20 protein-coding genes are annotated in these 21,895 nt (G+C 72.5%); 5 read left to right on the top strand and 15 right to left on the bottom strand.

All coding sequences use genetic code 11. From position 1 onward, the window contains the following. The first annotated feature begins 19 nt into the window (after nt 1-19). Nucleotides 20-685: a leucine efflux protein LeuE gene (gene leuE / locus ACN27J_RS32175; RefSeq protein WP_421371913.1), complete on the top strand. Its 666-nt coding sequence runs from the start codon at nt 20-22 to the stop codon at nt 683-685. Nucleotides 686-769: 84 nt separating this feature from the next. On the opposite strand, the gene ACN27J_RS32170 is transcribed toward leuE, so the two are convergent. The 10 genes from ACN27J_RS32170 to ACN27J_RS32125 all read right to left on the bottom strand — a co-directional run bounded on the left by ACN27J_RS32170 (nt 770) and on the right by ACN27J_RS32125 (nt 10,800). Then, nucleotides 770-1,834, bottom strand: coding sequence for a hemolysin family protein (locus tag ACN27J_RS32170; RefSeq protein ID WP_278168030.1), 1,065 nt, complete (start codon nt 1,832-1,834; stop codon nt 770-772). Continuing rightward, nucleotides 1,831-3,168, bottom strand: coding sequence for a hemolysin family protein (locus tag ACN27J_RS32165; protein WP_421371912.1), 1,338 nt, complete (start codon nt 3,166-3,168; stop codon nt 1,831-1,833). The genes ACN27J_RS32170 and ACN27J_RS32165 overlap by 4 nt, the downstream gene beginning before the upstream one ends. 105 nt (nt 3,169-3,273) lie before the next feature. Beyond that, on the bottom strand, nt 3,274-3,657 hold the full coding sequence (mnhG, locus tag ACN27J_RS32160) for a monovalent cation/H(+) antiporter subunit G (protein ID WP_421371911.1): 384 nt from the start codon (nt 3,655-3,657) through the stop codon (nt 3,274-3,276). Beyond that, on the bottom strand, nt 3,654-3,944 hold the full coding sequence (locus ACN27J_RS32155; RefSeq protein ID WP_123600656.1) for a monovalent cation/H+ antiporter complex subunit F: 291 nt from the start codon (nt 3,942-3,944) through the stop codon (nt 3,654-3,656). The genes mnhG and ACN27J_RS32155 overlap by 4 nt, the downstream gene beginning before the upstream one ends. Further along, the gene (locus ACN27J_RS32150) at nt 3,941-4,561 is read right to left on the bottom strand and encodes a Na+/H+ antiporter subunit E (RefSeq protein ID WP_421371910.1); all 621 of its coding nucleotides are present in this window, start codon (nt 4,559-4,561) and stop codon (nt 3,941-3,943) included. Before ACN27J_RS32150 ends, ACN27J_RS32155 begins: the two co-directional genes overlap by 4 nt. Further along, nucleotides 4,558-6,204, bottom strand: coding sequence for a Na+/H+ antiporter subunit D (locus tag ACN27J_RS32145; protein WP_421371909.1), 1,647 nt, complete (start codon nt 6,202-6,204; stop codon nt 4,558-4,560). Before ACN27J_RS32145 ends, ACN27J_RS32150 begins: the two co-directional genes overlap by 4 nt. Next, entirely contained in the window at nt 6,201-6,686 is a 486-nt protein-coding gene (locus ACN27J_RS32140; RefSeq protein WP_421371908.1) for a Na(+)/H(+) antiporter subunit C, read from the bottom strand. Before ACN27J_RS32140 ends, ACN27J_RS32145 begins: the two co-directional genes overlap by 4 nt. 1 nt (nt 6,687) lies before the next feature. After that, a complete protein-coding gene (locus ACN27J_RS32135) occupies nt 6,688-9,660 on the bottom strand; it encodes a Na+/H+ antiporter subunit A (protein ID WP_421371907.1) in 2,973 nt (990 codons plus the stop codon). Between the two features lie 180 nt (nt 9,661-9,840). Continuing rightward, complete coding sequence (locus tag ACN27J_RS32130; RefSeq protein WP_421371906.1) at nt 9,841-10,287, bottom strand: hypothetical protein; 447 nt, start codon at nt 10,285-10,287, stop codon at nt 9,841-9,843. Between the two features lie 165 nt (nt 10,288-10,452). After that, a complete protein-coding gene (locus ACN27J_RS32125; protein ID WP_421371905.1) occupies nt 10,453-10,800 on the bottom strand; it encodes a hypothetical protein in 348 nt (115 codons plus the stop codon). 187 nt (nt 10,801-10,987) lie between these two features. On the opposite strand from ACN27J_RS32125, the gene ACN27J_RS32120 reads away from it, so the two are divergent. The 4 genes from ACN27J_RS32120 (at nt 10,988) to ACN27J_RS32105 (ending at nt 18,044) form a co-directional block, all read left to right on the top strand. Further along, nucleotides 10,988-15,631: an ATP-dependent helicase gene (locus ACN27J_RS32120; protein ID WP_421371904.1), complete on the top strand. Its 4,644-nt coding sequence runs from the start codon at nt 10,988-10,990 to the stop codon at nt 15,629-15,631. Between the two features lie 138 nt (nt 15,632-15,769). Next, nucleotides 15,770-16,009: a CPCC family cysteine-rich protein gene (locus ACN27J_RS32115; RefSeq protein WP_278168020.1), complete on the top strand. Its 240-nt coding sequence runs from the start codon at nt 15,770-15,772 to the stop codon at nt 16,007-16,009. A gap of 336 nt (nt 16,010-16,345) precedes the next feature. Further along, on the top strand, nt 16,346-17,077 hold the full coding sequence (locus ACN27J_RS32110) for a DUF4142 domain-containing protein (protein ID WP_421371903.1): 732 nt from the start codon (nt 16,346-16,348) through the stop codon (nt 17,075-17,077). A 121-nt stretch (nt 17,078-17,198) separates the two neighbouring features. Further along, nucleotides 17,199-18,044 carry a DNA-formamidopyrimidine glycosylase family protein gene (locus ACN27J_RS32105; RefSeq protein ID WP_421371902.1) on the top strand — a complete coding sequence of 282 codons (846 nt, stop codon included), beginning with the start codon at nt 17,199-17,201 and terminating at the stop codon, nt 18,042-18,044. Here the strand turns inward: ACN27J_RS32105 and pspM are convergent. The 5 genes from pspM to pgsA all read right to left on the bottom strand — a co-directional run bounded on the left by pspM (nt 17,947) and on the right by pgsA (nt 21,892). Next, nucleotides 17,947-18,732, bottom strand: a complete 786-nt coding sequence (gene pspM / locus ACN27J_RS32100) for a phage shock envelope stress response protein PspM (RefSeq protein ID WP_421371900.1) — start codon at nt 18,730-18,732, stop codon at nt 17,947-17,949. The two genes, ACN27J_RS32105 and pspM, sit on opposite strands and share 98 nt — an antisense overlap. 150 nt (nt 18,733-18,882) lie before the next feature. Further along, a complete protein-coding gene (locus ACN27J_RS32095) occupies nt 18,883-19,764 on the bottom strand; it encodes a PspA/IM30 family protein (protein ID WP_421371899.1) in 882 nt (293 codons plus the stop codon). Between the two features lie 232 nt (nt 19,765-19,996). Then, nucleotides 19,997-20,521, bottom strand: a complete 525-nt coding sequence (locus ACN27J_RS32090) for a helix-turn-helix domain-containing protein (RefSeq protein WP_421371898.1) — start codon at nt 20,519-20,521, stop codon at nt 19,997-19,999. A gap of 166 nt (nt 20,522-20,687) precedes the next feature. Continuing rightward, the gene (locus tag ACN27J_RS32085) at nt 20,688-21,185 is read right to left on the bottom strand and encodes a CinA family protein (protein WP_278174422.1); all 498 of its coding nucleotides are present in this window, start codon (nt 21,183-21,185) and stop codon (nt 20,688-20,690) included. Nucleotides 21,186-21,289: 104 nt separating this feature from the next. Further along, complete coding sequence (gene pgsA, locus ACN27J_RS32080; RefSeq protein WP_421371897.1) at nt 21,290-21,892, bottom strand: CDP-diacylglycerol--glycerol-3-phosphate 3-phosphatidyltransferase; 603 nt, start codon at nt 21,890-21,892, stop codon at nt 21,290-21,292. Nucleotides 21,893-21,895 lie beyond the last annotated feature (3 nt).

Raw genomic sequence — 21,895 nt, 5'->3', positions numbered from 1 at the left:
CAGGTAGCAGGATGTCCCCATGCTGGGCATCACCGACATCTGGACGTACATTCTGGGCACCGTGGCGATCGTCCTGCTGCCCGGGCCGAACTCGTTGTTCGTCCTGTCCACCGCCGCCCGCCGCGGCGTGCGGCACGGCTACCGGGCGGCCGGCGGCGTCTTCCTCGGCGACACGGTGCTGATGGTGCTCTCCGCAGCCGGGGTCGCCTCCCTGCTCAAGACCCATCCGGCGATGTTCACCGTGATCAAGTACGCCGGGGCGGCATACCTCGGCTATGTCGGTGTCACCATGTTCCGTGGTGCCTGGCGGCGCTGGCGGCGGCGCGACGACCCGGCCGCGCCCCGGTTGGTGGACGCCGCCGAGCCGGCGGCGGTGCGCCACCCGTTCCGGCGGGCGACGGTGATCAGCCTGCTGAACCCGAAGGCGATCCTGTTCTTCGTGTCATTCTTCATCCAGTTCGTCGACCCGGCGTACCCGTACCCGGCGCTGTCGTTCCTACTGCTCGGCGCGATCGCTCAGCTGTTCAGCGTCATCTACCTGACCGTGCTGATCTTCACCGGGACGTACCTGGCGATGCAGTTCCGGCAGCGGCGCCGGCTCGCCGCGACGGTCACCAGCGGGGTGGGCGCTCTGTTCCTCGGCTTCGGGGTCAAGCTCGCCACCGCCAGCGCCGGAGCAGCCTGACCGCCGGAGCATGGCCGCCGGAACAGCCTGACCGTAGGAACAGCCTGGCCGCCGGTCGGCCAACCGCCACCGTCGGCACGCAGGTCAGCGCATCCGCCGTCCCCTCGGTACGGTGTCCGTCTCGTCGTCGAACTCGCCGATGACCTCCTCCAGCAGGTCCTCCAACGCCACGAAACCGATCGGCCGGTCGGCCCCGGCACCGTTGGTGACCAGCGCCAGCTGGACCTGGTCGGCGCGCATCGCCGCCACCGCCTCGGTTACGGTGGCCGTCGCCGGCAGCAGGAACGGCCGGCTCATCAGCGATTCTGCGGTCGGCGCGCCGTCGCAGGTGTTCGCCCGTACCGCGTCGCGTACGTGCACGATGCCGATCAGATCGCCGGCCTCCCCGCAGACCACCAGGCGGGACCGGCCGCTGCCCCGGGACAGCTCCTCCACCCGCTCGGCGGTGTCCGTCCGGGCCACCGCGACGACCTGGTCCACCGGCTGCATCACGTCCCGGACGGTGGTGCGCTCCAGCTGGAGCATCTTGGCCAGCAGCTCGTGCTGGTCCGGCGGAAGCAGGCCGTGCTCCCGCGACTGTTCCAGCAGGATGCGCAGCTCGTCCGGGCCGTGCACCTGGGCGAGCTGGTCCTGCGGTTCGACCCGGAACGCCCGCAGCACGGCATTGGCGATCGCGTTCAACCCGGACAGGACCGGCCGGGACACCCGGGCGAACGCCCGGAACGGCAGCGCCAGCAGCAGCGCCGACCGCTCCGGATGGGTGATCGCCCACGACTTCGGTGCCATCTCGCCGACCACCAGGTGCAGGAAGACCACCAGGGCGAGGGCGAACAGGAACGCGACCAGGTGACTGGCCGCGTACGGCAGACCGGCCCGTTCCAACAGCGGCGCCATCAGCCGCTCCACCGCCGGCTCGGCCAACGCGCCCAGGCCGAGGGTGCAGACGGTGATGCCCAACTGCGCCCCGGCGAGCATCAGCGACAGCTCGCGGGAGCCGTCCAGCGCCGCCCGGGCCGCCCGCGAGCCGCCCGCCGCGGCCTGTTCCAGGCGGTACCGCTTGCTCGCCACCAGGGCGAACTCCGCGGCCACGAAGAACCCGTTCAGGGCGAGCAGCACCAGTGAGGTCAGCAACGCCCACCCGGTGCTCACCCGATCACCTCCAGCCGTACCGAGTCGGGCACGTGCCGGTCGACGGAGATCACGTGCAGTACGGCCCGCCGGGCCGGATGGTGACCGTTGCCGGCGGTCATCTCGTCCAGGCTGATCGAGATCTGGTCGCCGACCTGGGGCACCCGGCCCAGTTCCCGCATGACCAGGCCGGAGAGGGTGTCGTACTCGGGTGCGGTCGGCAGCTCGACACCGGTGGTGTCGGCGACCTCGTCGATTCGCCAGCGGGCCGGCACCAGCCAGGAGCCGTCCGGCTGGCGGGCCGGGGCCGGCTCCGGCGGGTCGTCCTCGTCCCGGATCGGGCCGACCAGCTCCTCGGCGATGTCCTCCAGGGTGATCACCCCGGCGAAGCCGCCGTACTCGTCGACCACGCAGGCCAGCTGCCGGTGCCCCTTACGCAGCCGGTCCAGCACCGCCGGCAGCGGCAGGGTCTCCGGCACCAGCAGCGGGGGGACCATCACCGCCGCGACCGTCGTCACCGCCCGTCGCGACGGCGGTACGGTGAGCACGTCCGCGATGCTGGCGATGCCGACCAGGTCGTCGACGCCGTCCGAGCCGTGCACCGGGAACCGGGAGTGCCCGGTGTCCAGCAACTCCACCAGCCCGGTCAGCGGCACGTCGACCCGTACCGTGTGCACGTCGACCCGCGGCACCATGGCCTCGCCGGCGGTCAGCTGCCGGAAGTGCAGCCCTCGGTCGAGCAGCGTGGACATCGCCGAGTCGAGGTGCCCCTCCTGGCGGGACTCGGCGATGATCTGGCCGAGGTCCTCGGCGGTGGCGCCACTGGGCAGCTCCTCGATCGGCTCGATGCCGACCCGCCGTAGCAACCGGTTCGCCGCGATGTCGAACATCCGGATCAGTGGTCCGGCGACGGCCAGGTAGATCAGGGTCGACCGGCTGAGCGCCCGGGCCAACGTCTCGGCCCGGGCGAGAGCGAGGTTCTTGGGGGCCAGCTCACCGAGGACCATCTGCACCACGGTCGAGATGATCAGCGCCAGCCCGACCGAGATGGTCAGGCTGGCGGCCGGCGGAACCCCGACCCCACCGAGCAGCTCGGACAGTCCGGCGCCGAGGTACGGCTCGGCGACGTAGCCGACCAGCAACGCGGTGACCGTGATCCCCAACTGGGCGCCGGAGAGCATGAACGACAGCCGGCTGGTCACCCGCAGCGCCCGGGCGGCGGCCGGGTCGCCCCGGTCGGCCAGGGTCCGCAGCCGGCCCCGGTCGACGGCGACGTAGCCGAACTCCTGGGCGACGAAGTAGCCGGTCGCGACCGTCAACACGGTGATCAGAAAGAGACCGAAGACGATCAGCACCGGGGGCTCAGCGCTCCGGCGACCGGCGGCCGGAATGTCGGCAGCCGGGTGCTACCCGGCTGGCTACTGCTGCCCTCCTGGGCAGGAGCGTCGGTCATGGCCGGATTATATAGTGGCCTGCCGCTGCCCACCGGTTCCGTCGCCGCCGGTGCCGTCGACCGCCATTCCGTCCGCCTCGTCGGTGACCAGCAGGTCGCGCCGGACCAGATCGGCCCGGTAGGCGGCCCGGCCGATGATGTGGGCCGCGACCGGCGCGGTCGCCATCTGGAAGACCGCCACCATCAGCAGAGTGGCCAGTTCGGTGCCGCTCTGCAGCCGCAGCGCCAGCCCACTGAGGACCAGCAGCAGGCCGAGAACCTGCGGCTTGGTCGCCGCGTGTATCCGGGCGGCGACGTCGGGGAAGCGCAGCAGACCGATGCTGGCCGCCAGGCTGAGCAGCGCGCCGCCGATCAGCAGCGTGCCGGACAGTACGGTCAGCACCCCGTTCACCGTTGCTCCCGTTCGGCGGCGGCGACCGCGGGCGGGCGGGCGGCGACGAACCGGACGATGCTGACCGAGCCCACGAACCCGAGCAGGGACAGCACCACGAGCACCGGCAGGGTGGTGGCGTGCCGGTTGACCGCCGCCTCCGCGGCGAGCCCACCGACGATGATGGCGATCAGCACCTCGGCGGCCACCACCCGGTCGAGCAGTGTCGGACCACGGATGATCCGCCCGACGGTCAGCAGGGCCGCCACGGCCAGCAGGACGGTCACCACAACGGCTACGAAGGTCATCGATTCTCTCCGTTCCCTGGGCGGGGATCGTTTCCGGAAAGGGGATAGTCGGCCGGGCGAGGACCGTCGGCCGGGCGAGGACCGTCGATTTGCCGTACGTCGTCCGCCGAGCCGACGGCGCGGACGATCCGCTCCTCCAACGCCAGCACCTTCCGCCGGGCCCGCTCGACGTCACGGTGATCGACGACGTCGAGCACGTGAACGTAGAGGGTGCCGCTGGCCGGGTCGGCCTCGACGATGAGGCTGCCCGGGATCAACGACAACGCCTCCGCGGTGAGGGTCAGGTTCAGGTCCGTCCGGACCCGTAGCCGCACCGCGATGACCGCGCTGCGCGGCGTGTGCCCGAACCGGATGGCGGTCCAGGCCACCTGCGCACTCGCGGTGAACAGGTCAACGACGAACCGGACGAGGAAGCGCAGCACAGCCAGCGGTCGGATCCGGCCCTCGAAGGCGACCGGCGGCAGTGGGAAGACGGTGACCACCACCAGTGCGACGACCGTCCCGCCGAGCAGATTGCCGACGGAGAACCGCCCGTAGAACAGGTTCCACAGCACCACCAGAGCGGCGACCGCGACGATCTGGGTACGCCAGCGCGCGGCCCTGGACACCGGACTCATCGGGCTCCTCCCGGCGGCAACACCGCGTCGACGTACGGCGTCCGACTCACCAGGTTGGCTGCCGCCTCGGTGCCGATCTGGTACAACGGTCCGGCCAGCACGGTCAGCGCCAGGCCGAGCAGCACCAGTGCGGTAGTCGCGCCGACCAGCAGGGGCGGCATCGGTTCCACCGACCCCGGGCCGTCGGCGGCGAGCGGGGTGGAGGCCGAGTCGGTGGACGGCACCCGGACACCGGACACCGCCCGGGTTGCGGACGGCACCGTCGCCGGCTGCGGGGCCGCAGCAGGTGCCGGTGCCGTCGCCGGACCGCCCGCTGTGGTCTGCGGGGCGGTCTTGCGCCAGAAGGCGAGATTCCACACCCGGGTCACCGCGTACAGGGTGAGCAGGCTGGTCAGCACGGCACCGGCGACGACCACCCAGACCAGCGGGCCGCCGTCGGCGACCCCGGCCTGCAGCAACCCGAGCTTGCCGAGGAACCCGGAGAACGGTGGTATGCCGGCCAGGTTCAACGCCGGCAGAAAGAACAGCGCGGCGAGCAGCGGCGCGGCCCGGGCCAGCCCGCCGAGACGTTCCAGGTTGGTGCTGCCGCCCCGGCGCTCCACCAGTCCGGTCGCCAGGAACAGCGTGGTCTGGACGGTGATGTGGTGCACCACGTAGAAGATCGCCGCCGCCAGTCCGGCGGCGGTGCCGAGCGCGATCCCGAACAGCATGTAGCCGATGTGACTGACCAGGGTGAACGAGAGCAGCCGCTTGATGTCCGACTGCGCGACGGCACCGAGGATGCCGACCACCATGGTCAGCAGCGCGACCACCAGCAGCAGGTCGCGGGTGCGTCCGCCGGGAAACAGCAACGTCTCGGTACGGATGATCGCGTAGACGCCGACCTTGGTCAGCAGACCGGCGAAGACGGCGGTGACCGGAGCCGGCGCGGTCGGGTAGCTGTCCGGCAGCCAGGCCGACAGCGGGAACACCGCCGCCTTGATGCCGAACGCGAGAAGCAGCATCAGCTGCAGCACCAGCCGCAGGTCGTCGGGGAGTCCGTCGAGCCGGTCGGCCAGCTGCGCCAGGTTCACCGTGCCGGTGGCGGCGTAGACCAGCCCGATCGCGGTGAGGAAGATGACCGAGGAGAGGATGCTGACCACGACGTACGTCGTGCCGGCCCGGATCCGTACCTCGGTGCCGCCCAGGGTGAGCAGCACGTAGCTGGCGCCGAGCAGGATCTCGAACCCGACGTACAGGTTGAACAGATCCCCGGAGAGGAACGCGTTGGTCACTCCGGCGGTGAGAATCAGGTACGTCGGGTGGTAGATCGCCACCGGTGTGCTCTCCCGACCGTCAGCGCGACCTTCACCGATCGAATACAGCAGTACGCAGAGCGTCACCGCGGTGGAGACCACCAGCATCAGGGTGGCGAGCTGGTCGGCGACCAGCACGATGCCCAGCGGCACCGGCCAGCCGCCCACCCGTACCACCTGGGGTCCCTCGATGTGGGCGGTGATCAACAGGGCGAGCGCGACGCCGAAGGTGACGGTGAGGGCGGCGACGCTGGTGGTCCGCTGGGCACGCGGATGCCGGGCCAGCACCAGGGTGATCCCCGCGCCGAGCAGCGGCACGATCACCGGCAACGGCACCAGGAAACTCACGGGTCGCTCCGATCGAGATCGCCGGCGCGGGCCGGGGCGGTACGGGGGGCACCGATCGCGTCGATCGGGTCGGTGTCGTGGTCGTCGCTGTCCTCGGCGTCGTCCTCGGCGTTAGGTCCCTGGTCGGCGAGGGCGCGCTGCACGATGAGCCGGTCCTCCAGGTCGTCCTGGACCTCGTCGTGGCCGAAGAGCAGCCAGCTGCGGTACGCCATGGCGAGCAGGAACGCGGTGAGCCCGAGCGTGATCACGATCGCGGTGAGGATGAGGGCCTGCGGCAGCGGGTCGCTCATCTCCTCGGCGGCGGTCACCTCGGCGATGGGTGCCCCGCCGGGCCGCCCACCCAGCAGGATCAGCAGGTTCGCCCCGTTGCCGAGCAGGATCACCCCGAGCACCACCCGGGTGAGACTGCGTTCCAGCAACAGGGTGACGCCGGCGGCGAAGAGCACCCCGACGGTCAGGACGAGCACGATGTTGGGCGGCATGTCAGCTCCTTCCTCCGGCGACCCGGTCGCCGCCGGCACCCGGCGCGCTGGCTGTACTGCCGGCACCAGGCACGCCGGCTGTGCCGGCTGTGTCAGCGGCGACGAGCTTGCCCTGCGGGGTGTCGTCCACCTCGACGTCCGGTTCGGCGGACCGCGCGATCTGCCGGTCGACCTCGGCACCGAGGCTGCGCAGGATGTCCAGGACCAGACCCACCACGATCAGGTAGACGCCCACGTCGAAGAAGAGCGAGGTGACCAGGTGGACGTCGCCGATCACCGGCAGGTGCAGGTCCACGATGGCGCTCTGCAGCACGTCGGCGCCGACCAGGATCGGGCTCAGCCCGGCCCCGATCGCCAGGAACAGACCGACGCCGAGCACCAGCCCGGCGTCCACCGGCGCCGCCTCGTTGAGTTCGTGGCGGCCACCGGCGAGATAGCGCACCGCCAGCGCCAGCCCGGCCACCAGCCCGCCGGCGAACCCGCCACCGGGCGCGTTGTGGCCGGAGAAGAGCAGGAATATCGAGTAGACCAGGATGGCGTGGAACAGCAGCCGGGTGACGACCTCGAAGATGATCGACCGGCCCCGCGGGGTCTGGGTCGCGCCGCCCCGTAGCCAGATCCGCTGGCGCCGGGACCGGGCCGGCGGGGACGGGCCGCCCGGCCGACCGCCGGGGCCGGCTACGGTCGCGGCGCCGACCCGGCGTGGGCCCGGACCGGTACGCGGCCGCAGGAACACCAGGCTGGCCACGCCGGTCGCCGCGACGACCAGCACCGAGATCTCCCCCATGGTGTCCCAGGCGCGGATGTCGACCAGCGTCACGTTCACCACGTTGCGCCCGCCGCCGTACTCCACCGCCTGTTCGGGGTAGGCCTCCGAGACGGGTGCCGCGTCCCGGTTGCCGACCGCCGCCATCGCCATGCCGGACATCACCACGCCGACGACGACACCCAGGGCGATCCGCGCGTACCGGCTGGAACGCAGTGGACGTTCCGAGAAGTAGATCGGCAGCCGACGAACCACCAGGACGAACACCACGATGGTGATCGTCTCGACGAGGAACTGGGTGAGCGCCAGGTCGGGTGCGCCGTGCAGGACGAACATCAACGCGGTGCAGTACCCGGTCACTCCGGCCAGGATGACGGCCTTCAGTCGGCGTTGCGCCCGGACCGTGGCGATCGCGGCGACCACCAGGACCGCTGCCACCGCGATCTGCACCGGCGTGTCGTACCAGCGCCACTGCCCGGTCCACGGCCGGGTCACCAGCAGCGCTCCACCGGGCACGGTGACCAGCACCAGCAGGATGATGCTGAGGTACTGCGGCAGCGACCCGCGCTGGGTGGCGCCGGTGACCTCCACCGAGATCCGGTCCAGCAGGTGGGTCGCCTGGGCGTAGCTGGTCGCCCCGTCGGTCGGGGCCCGCAGCCGCCGCTGCACGGCGGCCACCCGTTCCCGGGCCAGGAACAACGCGGCACCGCCGACGAGCGCGATGAGGGACAGCCCCAGCGCGGGGGTGAACCCGTGCCACAGCGCCAGGTGGTAGTCACCCGGGCCGAACAGCCCGGCGTACGGGGTGAGCACCGTGTCGACCGCACCGGCCGCCGGCCCGAGCAGCAGGCCGAGCAGCGCCAGTACGCCGACCGGCAGCACGAACACCGGGCCGACCGGCGCGGCGGCGGTCGGCTCCCGACCGGGCTTGCCGGCGAACGCACCCCAGATGAACCGGGCACTGTACGCGGTGGTGAACACCGAGCCGAGAACGATCAGCGCCAACACGACCGGGTCGGGCGCGAACGCCTCCAGCACCGCCTCCTTGCCGACGAAGCCGAGCAGCGGCGGCACCCCGGCCATCGACGCGGCGGCGAGCGTGGCGGCCACGGCGACCGCCGGCATCCGCCGGCCCAGCCCGCTCAGCTCGGTGAGGTCGCGGGTGCCGGCGCACCGGTCGACGATGCCGACCACCAGGAACAGGGTCGCCTTGAACAGGGCGTGGGCGAGCAGCATCGTCGCCCCGGCCAGCGCCGGGCCGCGTTCACCCGCGCCGGTCACCACCACCAGCAGGCCGAGCTGGCTCACGGTCCCGTACGCCAGCAGCAGCTTGAGGTCGGTCTGGCGCAGCGCCGCCCAGCCGCCGACCAGCATGGTGGCGGTGCCGGTGGTGACGATCAACCAGTACCACCAGGGGTTGCCCGCGTACACCGGTGACAACAGGGCCACCAGGTAGACGCCGGCCTTCACCATGGCGGCGGCGTGCAGGTAGGCGCTGACCGGGGTGGGCGCGGCCATCGCCGAGGGCAGCCAGAAGCTGAACGGGAAGATCGCCGACTTCGACAGCGCGCCGACGAGCACCAGCACCAGCGCGACGGCCAGGTAGCCGCCCCCCGGCGGTGGGCTGGCCGCGATCTGCGACCAGCGGTAGGTGCCGGCCTGCTCGCCGAGCATGATGAACCCGACGAGCATCGCCAGGCCGCCCAGGGTGGTCACGATCAGCGCCTGGGCGGCGGCCCGGCGGCTGGCCCGCTTCTCCGGATGGTGGCCGATCAACAGGTAGGAGAAGACGGTGGTCAGCTCCCAGAAGACGTAGAGCAGGATCAGGTCGTCGGCGAGGACCAGACCGAGCATGGCTCCGGCGAATCCGACGAAGTTCGCGGCGAACCGGCCAAGGTTGGGCTCACCCGGCGCGAAGTAGCGGGCGCAGTAGATCAGAACCAGGGCTCCGACGCCGCCGACCAGCAGCACCATGAGCCAGGACAGGGTGCCGACCCGAAACGTCAGGTCGAGGCCGAGCTGCGGCACCCACCGGTACGTCTCGTCGAGCGTGGCACCGTCGCGTACCGCACCGGTGTTGGCCAGTGCCCAGGCTGCGGCGGCACCGGGCGCGGCGGCCAGCAGGTAGCAGGCACGCGGACCCCACCAGCGGACCAGCACCGGCGCCACGAGCGCCGTCACCAGGTGGACGATGAGCAATACCAGCACGCACGGCTCCAGGTAGGTGTCGTCGCGGGCCCGCGCGTCGGCACGGGTCCGTTGCCGGGCTTGCCCGCCCGGCGGGAGAGGAACGCCGGACGGCGCGTCGCGGCCGTGGCGGGGGGTGACGTGGAAGTGGCGGAGGCTCGGGACGTCCGGCCTCGGACTCCGCCGGTTCGGTGGCCCGGTTCAGTCGAGAATGGGCAGGTGTGCGGCCGCGGTGGTCAGCTGCGCCGCCAGCTGGTCGGGTGGTGCCCGGCTGGAGCAGGGTCGGGTGCCGCGGTGCAGGAGCGGACCGGCGGCCGACGACCGGGCCGCCTGGCCGGTGGCGGATGGCGCGGCGGGCCAGGTTGGCGTGGTGACGGCACCGGTCGGAGTGCCGTGGTCGTCGCCGGCTGGGCCGGGCCGGGCCGACACGCTCTGCTGCTGCCGGTGGTCGGCGTCGTCGACGCAGTTGCGACCACCGGGCGAGACGGTCTGGTGCAGCAGCGCGGCTCCGATGGAGGCCGGCCCGGCAGCGACGGCGACGGCTGGTACGGCGACCGAGGCGGCACCGTGCACGGCGGTGAGGGTGAGCAGGACGAGTAGAACGACGGCGATCCTGCGCGGAGCCGGGAGGTGGCGCAGCTGTGCCATCCGTGCCCCCTCCGCTGTCGATCCCCGCCAGCCTACCGGTCTCCCGGTGCCGGCCGCCTGGCTGGCCGGGCCCGCCGGGCGGTGGCCGGGCCTGGACGTCGCTGGTTCCCGGAGCTTGGATGGTAAGCGATCGAAGCGGATTCGGTGATTACCGTACGGTTACCGTCATGTGCCGGCTGGTTCGGTGGGAGCCGTTGCCGTCGCCGTCGCGGCGGGCATCGCCGGGCGGGCCGGCGTCGCGGGTCCGGCGGGTGCGGGCACGTCGGCGAGCGGCAGCAGACCTCGTCGGCTGGCCAGCAGCATGTGGTAGTGCACGGTGGCGCGTACCCGCGCCCGGTCGGCGGCGCTCGCCGATCCGCTGTCGACGACCAGGGCCCGCAGGGTGTCGGCGAACCGGTCCACCGCCGCCGGGTCGAGCCGGTGGTGCCGCAGCCGCAGCAGCGCCACCAGTCCGTCCACCTTCCGGAGTAGAACCTCCGTGTCGTGGTGGAGGCCGCGCTCGACAACGGGCATGGAGGTACTCCTTGAGAGATCGGACGATGACGGAAAGTTACTCCATAACTACTAAGTCGGGCAAGCCAGACCTGCCGGTTCCACTCGAATTTGTGGATCCGGGTCAGCCGGGCGGCCCAGCTTCGTCGTACCCGGCGGGCAGGATGGTTCACGCCGGCAGCCGGATGTACCGATGGAGGGACCAGCGATGACCGCGGTGTTGGAGCGCTTCGGGGCGGCCACCCGGGAGTGGTTCTCCGCCGCTTTCGCCGCGCCGACCGCCGCGCAGACCGGCGCGTGGGAGGCGATCAGCGACGGCCGGCACGCCCTGGTGGTCGCACCCACCGGATCCGGCAAGACCCTCGCCGCGTTCCTCTGGTCCCTGGACCAGTTGACCCGCTCGCCCGCTCCCGACGATCCGCGGCTGCGGTGCCGGGTGCTCTACCTGAGCCCGCTCAAGGCACTCGCGGTCGACGTCGACCGCAACCTACGTACCCCGCTGGTCGGCATCGGCCAGGCCGCCGCCCGCATCGGTGCTCCGGCGCCGCAGGTGACCGTCGGCATCCGCACCGGCGACACCCCGGCCGATCAGCGACGCGCCTTCCTCCGGCAACCGCCGGACATCCTCATCACCACTCCCGAGTCGCTGTTCCTGCTGCTCACCTCGGCCGCCCGGGAGTCGCTGCGCGGCGTGCGTACGGTCATCGTCGACGAGGTGCACGCGGTCGCCGGCACCAAACGCGGCGCGCACCTGGCGTTGTCGCTGGAGCGGTTGGACGCGCTGCTGCCGGCACCCGCCCAGCGGATCGGCCTGTCCGCCACGGTCCGGCCGATCGAGGAGACCGCCCAGTTCCTCGGTGGCCGTCAGCCCGTGCAGGTGGTCGCCCCGGCCACGACCAAGACCATCGATGTCAGCGTCCAGGTGCCGGTGCCGGATCTCGACCAGCTGGACGAACGCGAGGCGGCGCAGGAGGACCCCGACGGTCCGCCGCCGGCCGGCCGGTCGATCTGGCCGGCGGTCGAGGAACGCGTCTTCGACCTGATCCGGCGGCACCGGTCGACCATCGTGTTCACCAACTCCCGGCGCTCGGCGGAACGGCTCTGCGCCCGGCTCAACGAACTCGCCGCAGGCCGGGCGGACGGCACGGACCAGCAGTCCGGCCCGCCCGGCGGCGACCGCGGCGGCGGCGACCGGCGGTCCAGTACCCGGATGCCGGCGGAGATCATGGCCCAGTCGGACACCGCGCACGGCGCTCCGGCAGTGATCGCCCGCGCCCACCACGGCAGCGTGTCGCGCTCCGAACGGCAGCAGATCGAAGAGGCGTTGAAGTCCGGCCAACTGCCGGCGGTGATCGCCACCTCCAGCCTGGAGCTCGGCATCGACATGGGTGCGGTCGACCTTGTCGTACAGATCGAGGCACCGCCGAGCGTCGCCGCCGGCCTGCAGCGGATCGGCCGGGCCGGGCACCAGGTGGGCGCGCTGTCGCACGGGGTGATCCTGCCCAAGCACCGTGGCGGCCTGCTGGCCTGTGCGGTGGTCAGCGAGCGGATGGTCCGCGGCGCGATCGAGCAGCTGCGGTACCCGCGCAACCCGCTCGACGTACTCGCCCAGCAGATCGTCGCGATGGTGTCGCTCGATCCGTGGCCGGTCGACGCGTTGGCGACGCTGGTGCGCGGCGCGGCCCCGTACGCCGAACTGCCCGACTCGGCGCTGCACGCGGTGCTGGACATGCTCTCCGGCCGGTACCCGTCGACCGCGTTCGCCGAGCTGCGGCCCCGGCTGCTCTGGGACCGTGACGCCGACCTGCTCACCGGGCGGCCGGGCGCGCAGCGGCTGGCCGTCACCAGTGGCGGCACGATCCCGGATCGCGGCCTGTTCGGTGTCTTCCTGGCCGGGGCTGAACGGCCGGTGCGGGTCGGCGAGCTCGACGAGGAGATGGTCTACGAGTCCCGGGTCGGCGACGTCTTCCTGCTCGGTGCGACGTCGTGGCGGATCGAGGAGATCACCCCGGACCGGGTGCTGGTCACCCCCGCCCCGGGCCAGGCGGCCCGGATGCCGTTCTGGAAAGGCGACCAGCCTGGTCGCCCGATCGAGCTGGGCCGGGCGCTGGGCGCCCGGCTGCGCCAGGTCAGCCGGCAGGACCCGACCGCCGCCCGCGCCGGGCTGCTGTCGTCCGGTCTGGACGACTGGGCCGCCGACAACCTGCTGCGCTACCTCGACGACCAGCGCACCGCCGCCCGCAGCCTGCCGGACGACCGGACGGTCGTCGTCGAACGGTTCCACGACGAACTCGGCGACTGGCGCCTGGTCGTGCACAGCGTCTTCGGTGCCCAGGTCAACGCCCCGTGGGCGCTGGCGATCGGGCACCGGATCAGCGAGCGGTACGGCGTCGACGCCCAGGTGCTGCCCGCCGACGACGGCATCGTGGTCCGCCTGCCCGAGATGGCCGACACCCCACCCGGCGCCGATCTGGTCGCCTTCGACAGCGACGAGATCAGCCAGCTCGTCGAAGCGGCCGTCGGCGGGTCGGCCCTGTTCGCCGCCCGGTTCCGGGAATGCGCCGCCCGGGCGCTGCTGCTGCCCCGCCGGGATCCGCGACGGCGGCAGCCGCTGTGGCAGCAGCGGCAACGCGCCGCCCAACTGCTCGACGTGGCGCGCGAGTTCACCGACTTCCCGATCACTTTGGAGGCGGCGCGGGAATGCCTGCGGGACGTCTTCGACATGCCGGCGTTGGCCGGGCTGATGGGTGACCTGGCGGCACGGCGGCTGCGGCTGGTGGAGGTCGAGACACCCCGACCGTCGCCGTTCGCCCGTTCCCTGCTGTTCGGCTACGTTGGAGCCTTCCTCTACGAAGGGGACCTGCCGCTGGCCGAGCGCCGGGCCGCCGCGCTGAGCCTCGATTCGACGTTGCTCGGCGAGCTGCTCGGCCGGGTCGAGCTGCGGGAGCTGCTCGACCCGGCGGTGCTCGACGAGACCCACCGGCAGCTGCAGTGGCTGGACGGACACCGCCGGGTACGCGACGCCGAGGACCTGGCCGAGCTGCTGCGGGTCGTCGGCGACCTGTCCGACGCCGAGTTGCGGGCCCGGCAGATCGACCCGGGCTGGCCGGCCGAGCTGGCCCGGGCCCGGCGCGCGCTGCGGGTGCGGATCGCCGGGCAGGAGCGGTGGATCGCGGTGGAGGACGCCAGCCGGATGCGCGACGCGCTCGGTGTCGCGCTGCCGGTGGGCGTCGCCGCGGCGTACCTCGCCCCGGTGGCCGACCCACTCGGCGACCTGGTCGCCCGCTACGCCCGTACCCGGGGGCCGTTCGACACCGCCGGCTGCGCCGCCCGGTTCGGGCTGGGCACCTTCGTCGTCGAACAGACCCTGCGGCGGCTCGCCGCGACCGGACGGATCGTGGCCGGCGAGTTCACCCCGGACCGGGCCGGCACCGAGTGGTGCGACGCCGACGTGCTGCGGCTACTGCGGCGCCGCTCGCTCGCGGCGCTGCGCCGCGAGATCGAGCCGGTGCCGGCCACCGCCCTGGTCCGGTTCCTTCCCCGGTGGCAGCAGGTCGCCGGCCCGGGACGCGGGGTGGACGGGGTGGCGGCCGCCGTCGAGCAACTGCAGGGAGCGGCCCTGCCGGCCGGCGCGGTGGAACGGCTGATCCTGCCCGCCCGGGTGGCCGACTACTCCCCCGCGTACCTGGACGAGCTCTGCGCCTCCGGCGAGGTCACCTGGTCCGGTGCCGGCGCGGTCGGCTCCGGTGACGGCTGGATCCGGTTGGTGTTCACGGAGACCGCACCGCTGCTGCTGCCGCCGCCGGACCCGGCGCTGGCACTGACTGCGGTGCACGAGGCGGTGCTCGCCGCCCTCGCCGACGAGCAGGCGCTGTTCTTCCGGCAGCTGGCCGACCGGGCCGGCGCGGCGCTCGCCGACACCGCTGGCGTCGTGCCCCCCGCCGACACCGCTGGCGGGACGCCCGCCGGCAACGCCGATTCGGCCGGGCGGATCGAGACGGCGATCTGGGACCTGGTGTGGGCCGGCTGGCTGACCAACGACACGCTGGCGCCACTGCGGGCCGTACTCGGACCACGCCCGACACAGCGGGTGCGCACCGCCGCCGGGCCGCGGGGCCGGGCCCGGCGGGTCGGTCGGGAGTTCGTCGCCCGTACCGCCGCGCCGCAGCTGGCCGGTCGGTGGTCGCTGCTGCCACCACGTGACCCCGACCCGACCCGGCGGGCGGCGCTCGCCGCCGACGTACTGCTCGAACGGCACGGGGTGGTGACCCGGGGAGCGGTCGCCGCTGAGGGACAGCCGGGTGGGTTCGCCGCGGTGTACCCGGTGCTGGCCGCGCTGGAGGAACGCGGCGCGGCCCGCCGAGGCTACTTCATCGACGGGCTCGGTGCGGCCCAGTTCGCCGTACCCGGTGCGGTGGACCGGCTGCGGGAACTCGCCGGCTCCGATCCGGCGCACCGCCGGCAGCTTGAGACAGTGGTGCTGGCGGCAGCCGATCCGGCGAACCCGTACGGCGCGGCACTGCCCTGGCCGCAGCGCCCGGTGGACAGCGCCGACGAGTCGGCGGCGGGGCACCGACCCGGGCGCAAGGCCGGGGCGCTGGTGGTCCTGGTCGACGCGGAGGCGGCGCTCTACGTCGAACGCGGCGGTCGCAGTCTGCTCTGCTTCACTCAGGACGGACAGCGGCTCGAGGCGGCGGCCCGGGCGCTGGCCGGCGCGGTGAGCACCGGGGCGCTCGGCACCATCTCGGTCGAACGCGCCGACGGGGAGCGGGTGCACAGCTCCCCACTGCGGACGGCGCTGGCCGCCGCCGGCTTCCGGGCCACCCCGCGTGGACTGCGGTTACGCGGCTGATCGACGACGTCGAGCGGGGCACCACCGCCACGGCGCGGTCCGCTGGCAGCGCACCGCCGTCGGCGGTGCGCTGCCAGCGGACCATCGACGGGGTACCTCAGGCACATGCCCGAAACGTTCCTGTGGAAGGCTTAGCGGGTGGTCCCGTACTCCGTCGACAGATGCCCCTGCTGTGGTTACCGGACCGGATGCACCACCTGCCCCGTCTGCTTCTGGACCGACGACGGCCAGGGCGATGACGACGCCGAGGTGGTGCGTGGCGGGCCGAACGGCGACTTGAGCCTGTCCCATGCCCGGCTCAACTTTGCGATCTACGGTGCCAGCCACCTGCGGTACGCCGACATCGTCCGACCCCCGCGTCCCGACGAGTATCCGTAGCGATTCCAGTGATCCGCCGGGTCAGGAATGGGCCGACATTCTGCTACGGTGTCGGCACCCTGTTACCGCGACGCCACAAACTGCACTCCTGCCGCGGTATGTCAAGCGGCCAGATTCGCACTGGGTGAACAACCCCCTGACCTCGATGTTGAACCGGGGACATCAGCCGAACGGCCGATGCCGGCGAGTTGAGTCAGATTAGCCACAGGAAACGATTAAATGCTTCTTTTTTCTGCGGATTCCAAGCCAGCGGCATTGACGCGCGGGCGGTATTCGACATAACGTTCTGACCGATCATCAACCGCTCTGTCGACCCCACTCGGAGGTTGAGACACTATGGCCCGGGCACGATCTGCGGCACACACCCCACGCCGGCTGACAGTGGTCCTGGTGGGTCTCGTCGCCGGGCTGCTCGCACTGCCCGGCGTCGCGCTCGCCCAGCCCTCCGGGGCGACCCAGCTCGCCGCCACCGACATTCAGCTGCTCAACGGGGTCCGGCTCGCCGGACTGTGGGAGATTCCCGCCGGTCAGCTGGCGGCGGAGAAGGGCAGCACGCAACGGGTGCGCGAGGTCGGCGCCGCGATCGCCGAACAGCACGTCGAGCTCGACCTGCTGGTGGTCGAGGCGGCGAACAAGCTGGGTGTGGAGCTGCCCACCGACCCGACCGCCACCCAGCAGGGCTGGGTCAACGAGATGAAGACCTCGGAGGGTGCCCGGTTCGACCGGATCTTCGTCGAGCGGCTTCGCGCCGCCCACGGCAACATCTTCCCGGTCATCGGTGCGGTCCGGGCGAGCACCCGCAACGACGTTGTCCGGCAGCTCGCACAGGACGCCAACGGCTTCGTCCAGACCCACATGTCGCTGTTGGAGAGCACCGGTCTGGTGCGGTACGGCGAGCTTCCCCCGGTGGCTGTGCCGGCACCGGCTGACGACAGCCTCTTCGCTGCGGTCCAGGCCAATGCGGAGCTCAACAACGGCGTCAACTCGACGGCGATCTGGGTGGTGCTGATCGGCGCGCTGGCGCTCGGCACCGCCGCCACCTTCGCCGTGTTCCGACGACGGTACTGACCCTTGTCGTCACCCCGACTGCCTGGGCCGGAGACATCCGGCCCAGGCAGTCGGTATCCGGCCCGGGCAGTCGGCCGGCTATCCGGCCCATTCGGTCGCGACCTGCGGCAGGATTGTCGTCGTGCCTGAAGGCGACACCGTCTGGAACACCGCCCACCGGCTGCGCGAAGTGCTGGCTGGCCGGCGGCTCACCGGCAGCGACTTCCGGATCCCCCGGCTCGCGACCACCGACCTGTCCGGCTGGACCGTGCTGGACTGCGTGAGCCGTGGCAAGCACCTGCTGCTGCGGCTCGCGGCACCCGACGACCGGCGGTACACCCTGCACTCGCACCTGCGGATGGACGGCAGTTGGCGGACCTACCGGGTCGGTCAGCGCTGGACGGCCCGGCCGGCACACCTGATCCGCGTGGTGCTGCGCACCGATGAATCCTGCGCCGTCGGCTACCACCTGCACGAGCTGGCCCTGGTGAGGACGGAGCGGGAGTCGGAACTCACCGCCGGGCTGGGGCCGGATCTGCTCGGTGCCGACTGGGACGCCGCCGAAGCGGTCCGCCGGCTCGCCGCCCGACCCGAGACGCCTGTCGTCGAGGCGCTGCTCGACCAGCGCAATCTCGCCGGGATCGGCAACGTCTACGCCTGCGAGTTGCTGTTCCTGCGTGGTGTCGCGCCCGGTACGCCGGTCCGCGAGGTGCCGGACCTGGCCGCCGTCGTCGACCTGGCACGCCGGCTGCTGGTCGCAAACCGGGGGCGGGCCAGCCGCAGCATCACCGGCCTACCCGGGGAGGCCACCTACGTGTATGGCCGCTGGCGGCGGCCGTGCCGCCGCTGCGGCACGGCAGTGCGTCGCGTCGAGCCGGCGGTGGGGCGGGTCACCTACTGGTGCCCGACGTGCCAGCCGGGTCCGGTGGCTGGCGCAGCTCCGCCAGCCCGGCGGCAACCCCCCGCAGCAGGTCACCGGCCTCGGTGAGCCGGCTCACCGACGGGTGCTGCCCGACCGCCCGACCGTCCTCGGCGACGTAGTTGGCGGCCGCCGCGACCAGACCTTCGTAAGCGACGGTGCCGGCTTCCAGTTGCTCGACGAGCACCCGGTGCGAGTTGGCCAGCCCGGCGTCGGCCGGAGCCAGTCGTACCGCCTTCTCCACGCTGGCCACCCGGTACGCCAGGTCGCGCAGTGACTGCTCGGCCACCGCGGCTTCGAGCTGCGCCGACTCGCCCGGCCCGGTCAGTCGCGGCACCAGCCCGGCGAGGGTACGCGCGGCCCGGTCCAGCCGGGTCCAGGTGTCGGCCGCCGCCGTTCCGCGCAACGCCAGCAGCGCCTGCTGTCGGCGTACCTCGCCGACGGCGGCCCGGCCGAGCGGAATCCGCTCGACGGTGGCGACCAGCTTGAGCCGGGCCTGCTCGGCGGCGATGGCCGGATCCGGCGCGGGGGGCGGCGGTTGCGCGGTCAGCGCCCGTAGATCGGACCAGCGCCAGAAGGCCAACGCCGTGCTGGCACCGGCCGCCGCCGCCCACACCGCGTCGACCGGGCTGACCCCCGCGTACGGCAGCAGGACCGCCGCCGCGCCGCCGAAACCGCCAGCGAGCACGGTCCACCGGCGGGCACCCCGACGCAGGCGACGCAGCCTGCGAAAGTAGCGGGTCCGTGGATCCACCACCGTTGCTCCTTCCCGCCCCCTCGGACGCCGCCGCCCCCTCGGACGCCGCCGCCTCGAGGCGACACCACCCCGGCCGGGGATGGCCGTCCCGTGCCCCCTGCCTACGGCACCGTCTGAACCGGGCCGGTCACCACGTGCCCAGCCCGATGGTCAGCCGGCGGCGGAGGCGTCACCGGTGTTCTTGTCCTTCGCCATCGAGGCACGGAGCTGGTCGAGGCGGGCGACACTGGCGCTGTCCGCGCCGGCCGTGCTGTCCGCACCCGCCGGGGTCTGCTCGACCGCCGGCCCCGGCTGTGCCCCGGCGAGCTTCTCTCCCGCCATGCTGGCCCGGATCTGATCGAGCCGCGACGTACCAGCCATGTCGAGGGTGGACTTCTGCACCTCGAGCATCCGCCCCTCGACGGAGTTGCCGGCCAGCTCGGCCCGGCCCATCGCGGTGGCGTAGCGCTGCTCGATCTTGTCCCGCACCTCGTCGAGCGACGGCGTGTTCTTCGGCGCGGCGAGCGCCGACATCGACTCCAGCGACGACGCCACGGTCTCCTGCATCTTGGCCTGCTCGAGCTGGCTCAGCAGCTTGGTCCGCTCGGCCAGCTTCTGCTGCAGGATCATCTGATTGTTCTCCACCGCCTGACGGGCCTGAGCAGCGGCGGCCAACGACTGGTCGTGCAGGGTCTTGAGGTCCTCCATCGACTGCTCGCCGGCGACCAACTGGGTGGCGAGAGTCTGGGCGGTCTGCTCGTACTTGTTCGCCTCCGCCTCGTCGCCCTCGGCGCGGGCCTTGTCGGCCAGCACCAGCGCCTGCCGGGCCATCCCCTGCAGCCGCTCGACCTCGCTCATCTGCCGGGAGAGTTTCATTTCCAGCTGTCGCTGGTTGCCGATCACCGCGGCGGCCTGCTGAACCAGTGCCTGGTGCTGGCGCTGGGCGTCCTCGATCGCCTGCTGGATCTGCACCTTGGGGTCGGCGTGCTCATCTATCTTGGCGCCGAACAGCGCCATCAGGTAGCGCCAACCCTTGACGAACGGGTTCGCCATCTCTGCGGTATCCCCTCACTATCGGCGCGAACGGTCAGGCGGTCACGGCGACCCGACCCGGGCGGTACGGTGCGCCGGCACCCCTACCATCGTCCCAGGCCGTCGCCACCGCGTAAGCCACCGTCGGTGGGATCCGGCAGGGTAGGCCGGTTGAGGGTCAACCTTAGTGTCCCGGATCCAGCGGTGGCGAGCCCAGGATCCGGCAGCACGCTGCCGCTCGATCGGCCGCGGCTCAGGCGGCGCAGACGACGTCACGGTCCCGACCGCCGGTGTTCGGCACCCGCCGGGAGGCCCGCAGCGTCGTCTTGAGCGGCGAGTCGCTGCGGACCGAGACGGTCACCCCGCCCTCGGTGGCGACCTGGTGCACCGAAGCATCGCCCCGCTCGGCCGTACCGACGGCGCCGTCCGGGGCGGAGCGCAGAACCTCGCTGTGGCTCGGCCGCTCTTCCAGGGCCCGCTCGGGCGACGCGGCGGGCGACGTCGGGGACTGCTCGGGAAATGGAACCAGCAGGCCCTGCCGCTGCTCGGCGACGGCGACGGTGTGGCTCACGTCACGCAGCACCTCGGACAGCTGAGCACCCAACGCGTCGCAGATCGCAGCGAGCAGCTCACTCGAGGCTTCCTTCTGGCCGCGCTCGATCTCGGAGAGGTAGCCGAGGCTGACGTTCGCGGCGGTGGAGACCTCGCGCAGAGTCCGGCGCTGACCCTGCCGGCGGGCACGCAGCGCGTCACCGATAACGCGGCGTAGCAGGACCATCGCACCTCCCCCTGTCCGGGACCGGCCGGCGAGTGCCGGAGGCTTCCCGCAACCTTATCCGTTCGTCACCCGATCGACACCCCACCCGGGAGCACGAATCGGGCCCGGCAGGGCGATCAGAGTCAGATGTCAGTTATATCCGCTCGGCGTCCCGGGTGTCCCCCGCTCAGGGCCGCGTGGCGTGCAGTTGCGTCGTCAGCAGCCGCAGGGCAGCGGTCACGCTCGACCTGCGTACCGCATCTCGACCGCCACCGAGGTCCAACCGCCGGACCTGATGCACGCCAGCCGGACCGGCCAGGGCGACGTAGACCCGCCCGACCGGCTTGCCGCCCTGCGGCTGTGGGCCGGCCACCCCGGTGGTCGCCAGCGCCCACTCGGCGGCGCACCGGACCCGGGCACCCCGGGCCATGGCGACCGCGACGTCCGGGTCGACCGGTCCGCGGTCGGCGAGCAACCGCTCCGGCACGCCGGCCAGGGTGCGCTTCAGGTCGGTGGCGTACACGACCAGCCCACCGCGGAAGACCAGGCTCGCCCCGGCAACCTCGACCAGGGCGGACGCCAGCAAGCCACCAGTGAGCGACTCGACGACCGCCAGCGTCTCGCCCCGCTCGGCCAGGGCGTGCACGACCGCCGCCGCCGGGCTGCCGCTGGCCGACCGCCCCATGCCGAGATCGCCGCCGTCCGGCGCCGGCCGCCCGCCCGCTGGCGCGCCGGCCGGAGGCACCCGGTCCGACCCGGCCGGAGGCACCCGGTCCGACCCGGCCGAGGTCACCGGTCCGGCCCGGTACGGCGCAGCCGCAACGCACGGACCAGGTAGTCCAGCCCAGTCGCCACGGTGACCAGCAGCGCAGCCGCCATGATCCACGGAGCGACCGCGGCAAGCACCGACGGCAGCGGTAGCAGGTACCAGACGATCGCCGTGATCTGCAGCGCGGTCTTCGCCTTGCCGCCCCGGCTCGCCGCGATCACCCCGTGCCGCAGCACCCAGAACCGGATCAGCGTGACTCCCCACTCACGCACCAGGATCAGCCCGGTCACCCACCAGGGCACCAGGTCGTACCAGGACAGCAGTACCAGCGCGGTGCCGGTCAGCGCCTTGTCGGCGATCGGGTCCGCGACCTTGCCGAACGACGTCACCAAGGCGTACCGGCGGGCGATCCAGCCATCGATCAGGTCGGTCGCCGACGCGACGACGAACGTCAGGCAGGCGGCGATCCGCCAGCCCGGATGGGTCATCTCGGAGAGAATCACGAACACCACGAAGACCGGCACCAGCACCATGCGTAGCCCGGTGAGCGCGTTGGCCGCGTTGACCACCGGCACCGCAGCGACGGCGGTACGCGGACCGGCGGAGGCGCCCGGCTCGGTCATCGG

The sequence above is a fragment of the Solwaraspora sp. WMMB762 genome, assembly GCF_049179115.1.
Classification (GTDB): Bacteria; Actinomycetota; Actinomycetes; order Mycobacteriales; family Micromonosporaceae; genus Micromonospora_E.
This window is presented reverse-complemented; position numbering and strand designations above follow the sequence as displayed.

Excerpts from the sequence above, each read along its gene's own strand:
- ACN27J_RS32120 (WP_421371904.1), top strand. The coding sequence starts at position 10,988 with ATGACCGCGGTGTTGGAGCGCTTCGGGGCGGCCACCCGGGAGTGGTTC.
- leuE (WP_421371913.1), top strand. The coding sequence starts at position 20 with ATGCTGGGCATCACCGACATCTGGACGTACATTCTGGGCACCGTGGCG.
- ACN27J_RS32130 (WP_421371906.1), bottom strand. The coding sequence starts at position 10,287 with ATGGCACAGCTGCGCCACCTCCCGGCTCCGCGCAGGATCGCCGTCGTT.
- ACN27J_RS32155 (WP_123600656.1), bottom strand. The coding sequence starts at position 3,944 with ATGACCTTCGTAGCCGTTGTGGTGACCGTCCTGCTGGCCGTGGCGGCC.
- ACN27J_RS32090 (WP_421371898.1), bottom strand. The coding sequence starts at position 20,521 with ATGGTCCTGCTACGCCGCGTTATCGGTGACGCGCTGCGTGCCCGCCGG.
- ACN27J_RS32085 (WP_278174422.1), bottom strand. The coding sequence starts at position 21,185 with ATGGGGCGGTCGGCCAGCGGCAGCCCGGCGGCGGCGGTCGTGCACGCC.
- pgsA (WP_421371897.1), bottom strand. The coding sequence starts at position 21,892 with ATGACCGAGCCGGGCGCCTCCGCCGGTCCGCGTACCGCCGTCGCTGCG.
- ACN27J_RS32150 (WP_421371910.1), bottom strand. The coding sequence starts at position 4,561 with ATGAGTCCGGTGTCCAGGGCCGCGCGCTGGCGTACCCAGATCGTCGCG.
- ACN27J_RS32110 (WP_421371903.1), top strand. The coding sequence starts at position 16,346 with ATGGCCCGGGCACGATCTGCGGCACACACCCCACGCCGGCTGACAGTG.
- ACN27J_RS32095 (WP_421371899.1), bottom strand. The coding sequence starts at position 19,764 with ATGGCGAACCCGTTCGTCAAGGGTTGGCGCTACCTGATGGCGCTGTTC.
- ACN27J_RS32125 (WP_421371905.1), bottom strand. The coding sequence starts at position 10,800 with ATGCCCGTTGTCGAGCGCGGCCTCCACCACGACACGGAGGTTCTACTC.
- ACN27J_RS32140 (WP_421371908.1), bottom strand. The coding sequence starts at position 6,686 with ATGCCGCCCAACATCGTGCTCGTCCTGACCGTCGGGGTGCTCTTCGCC.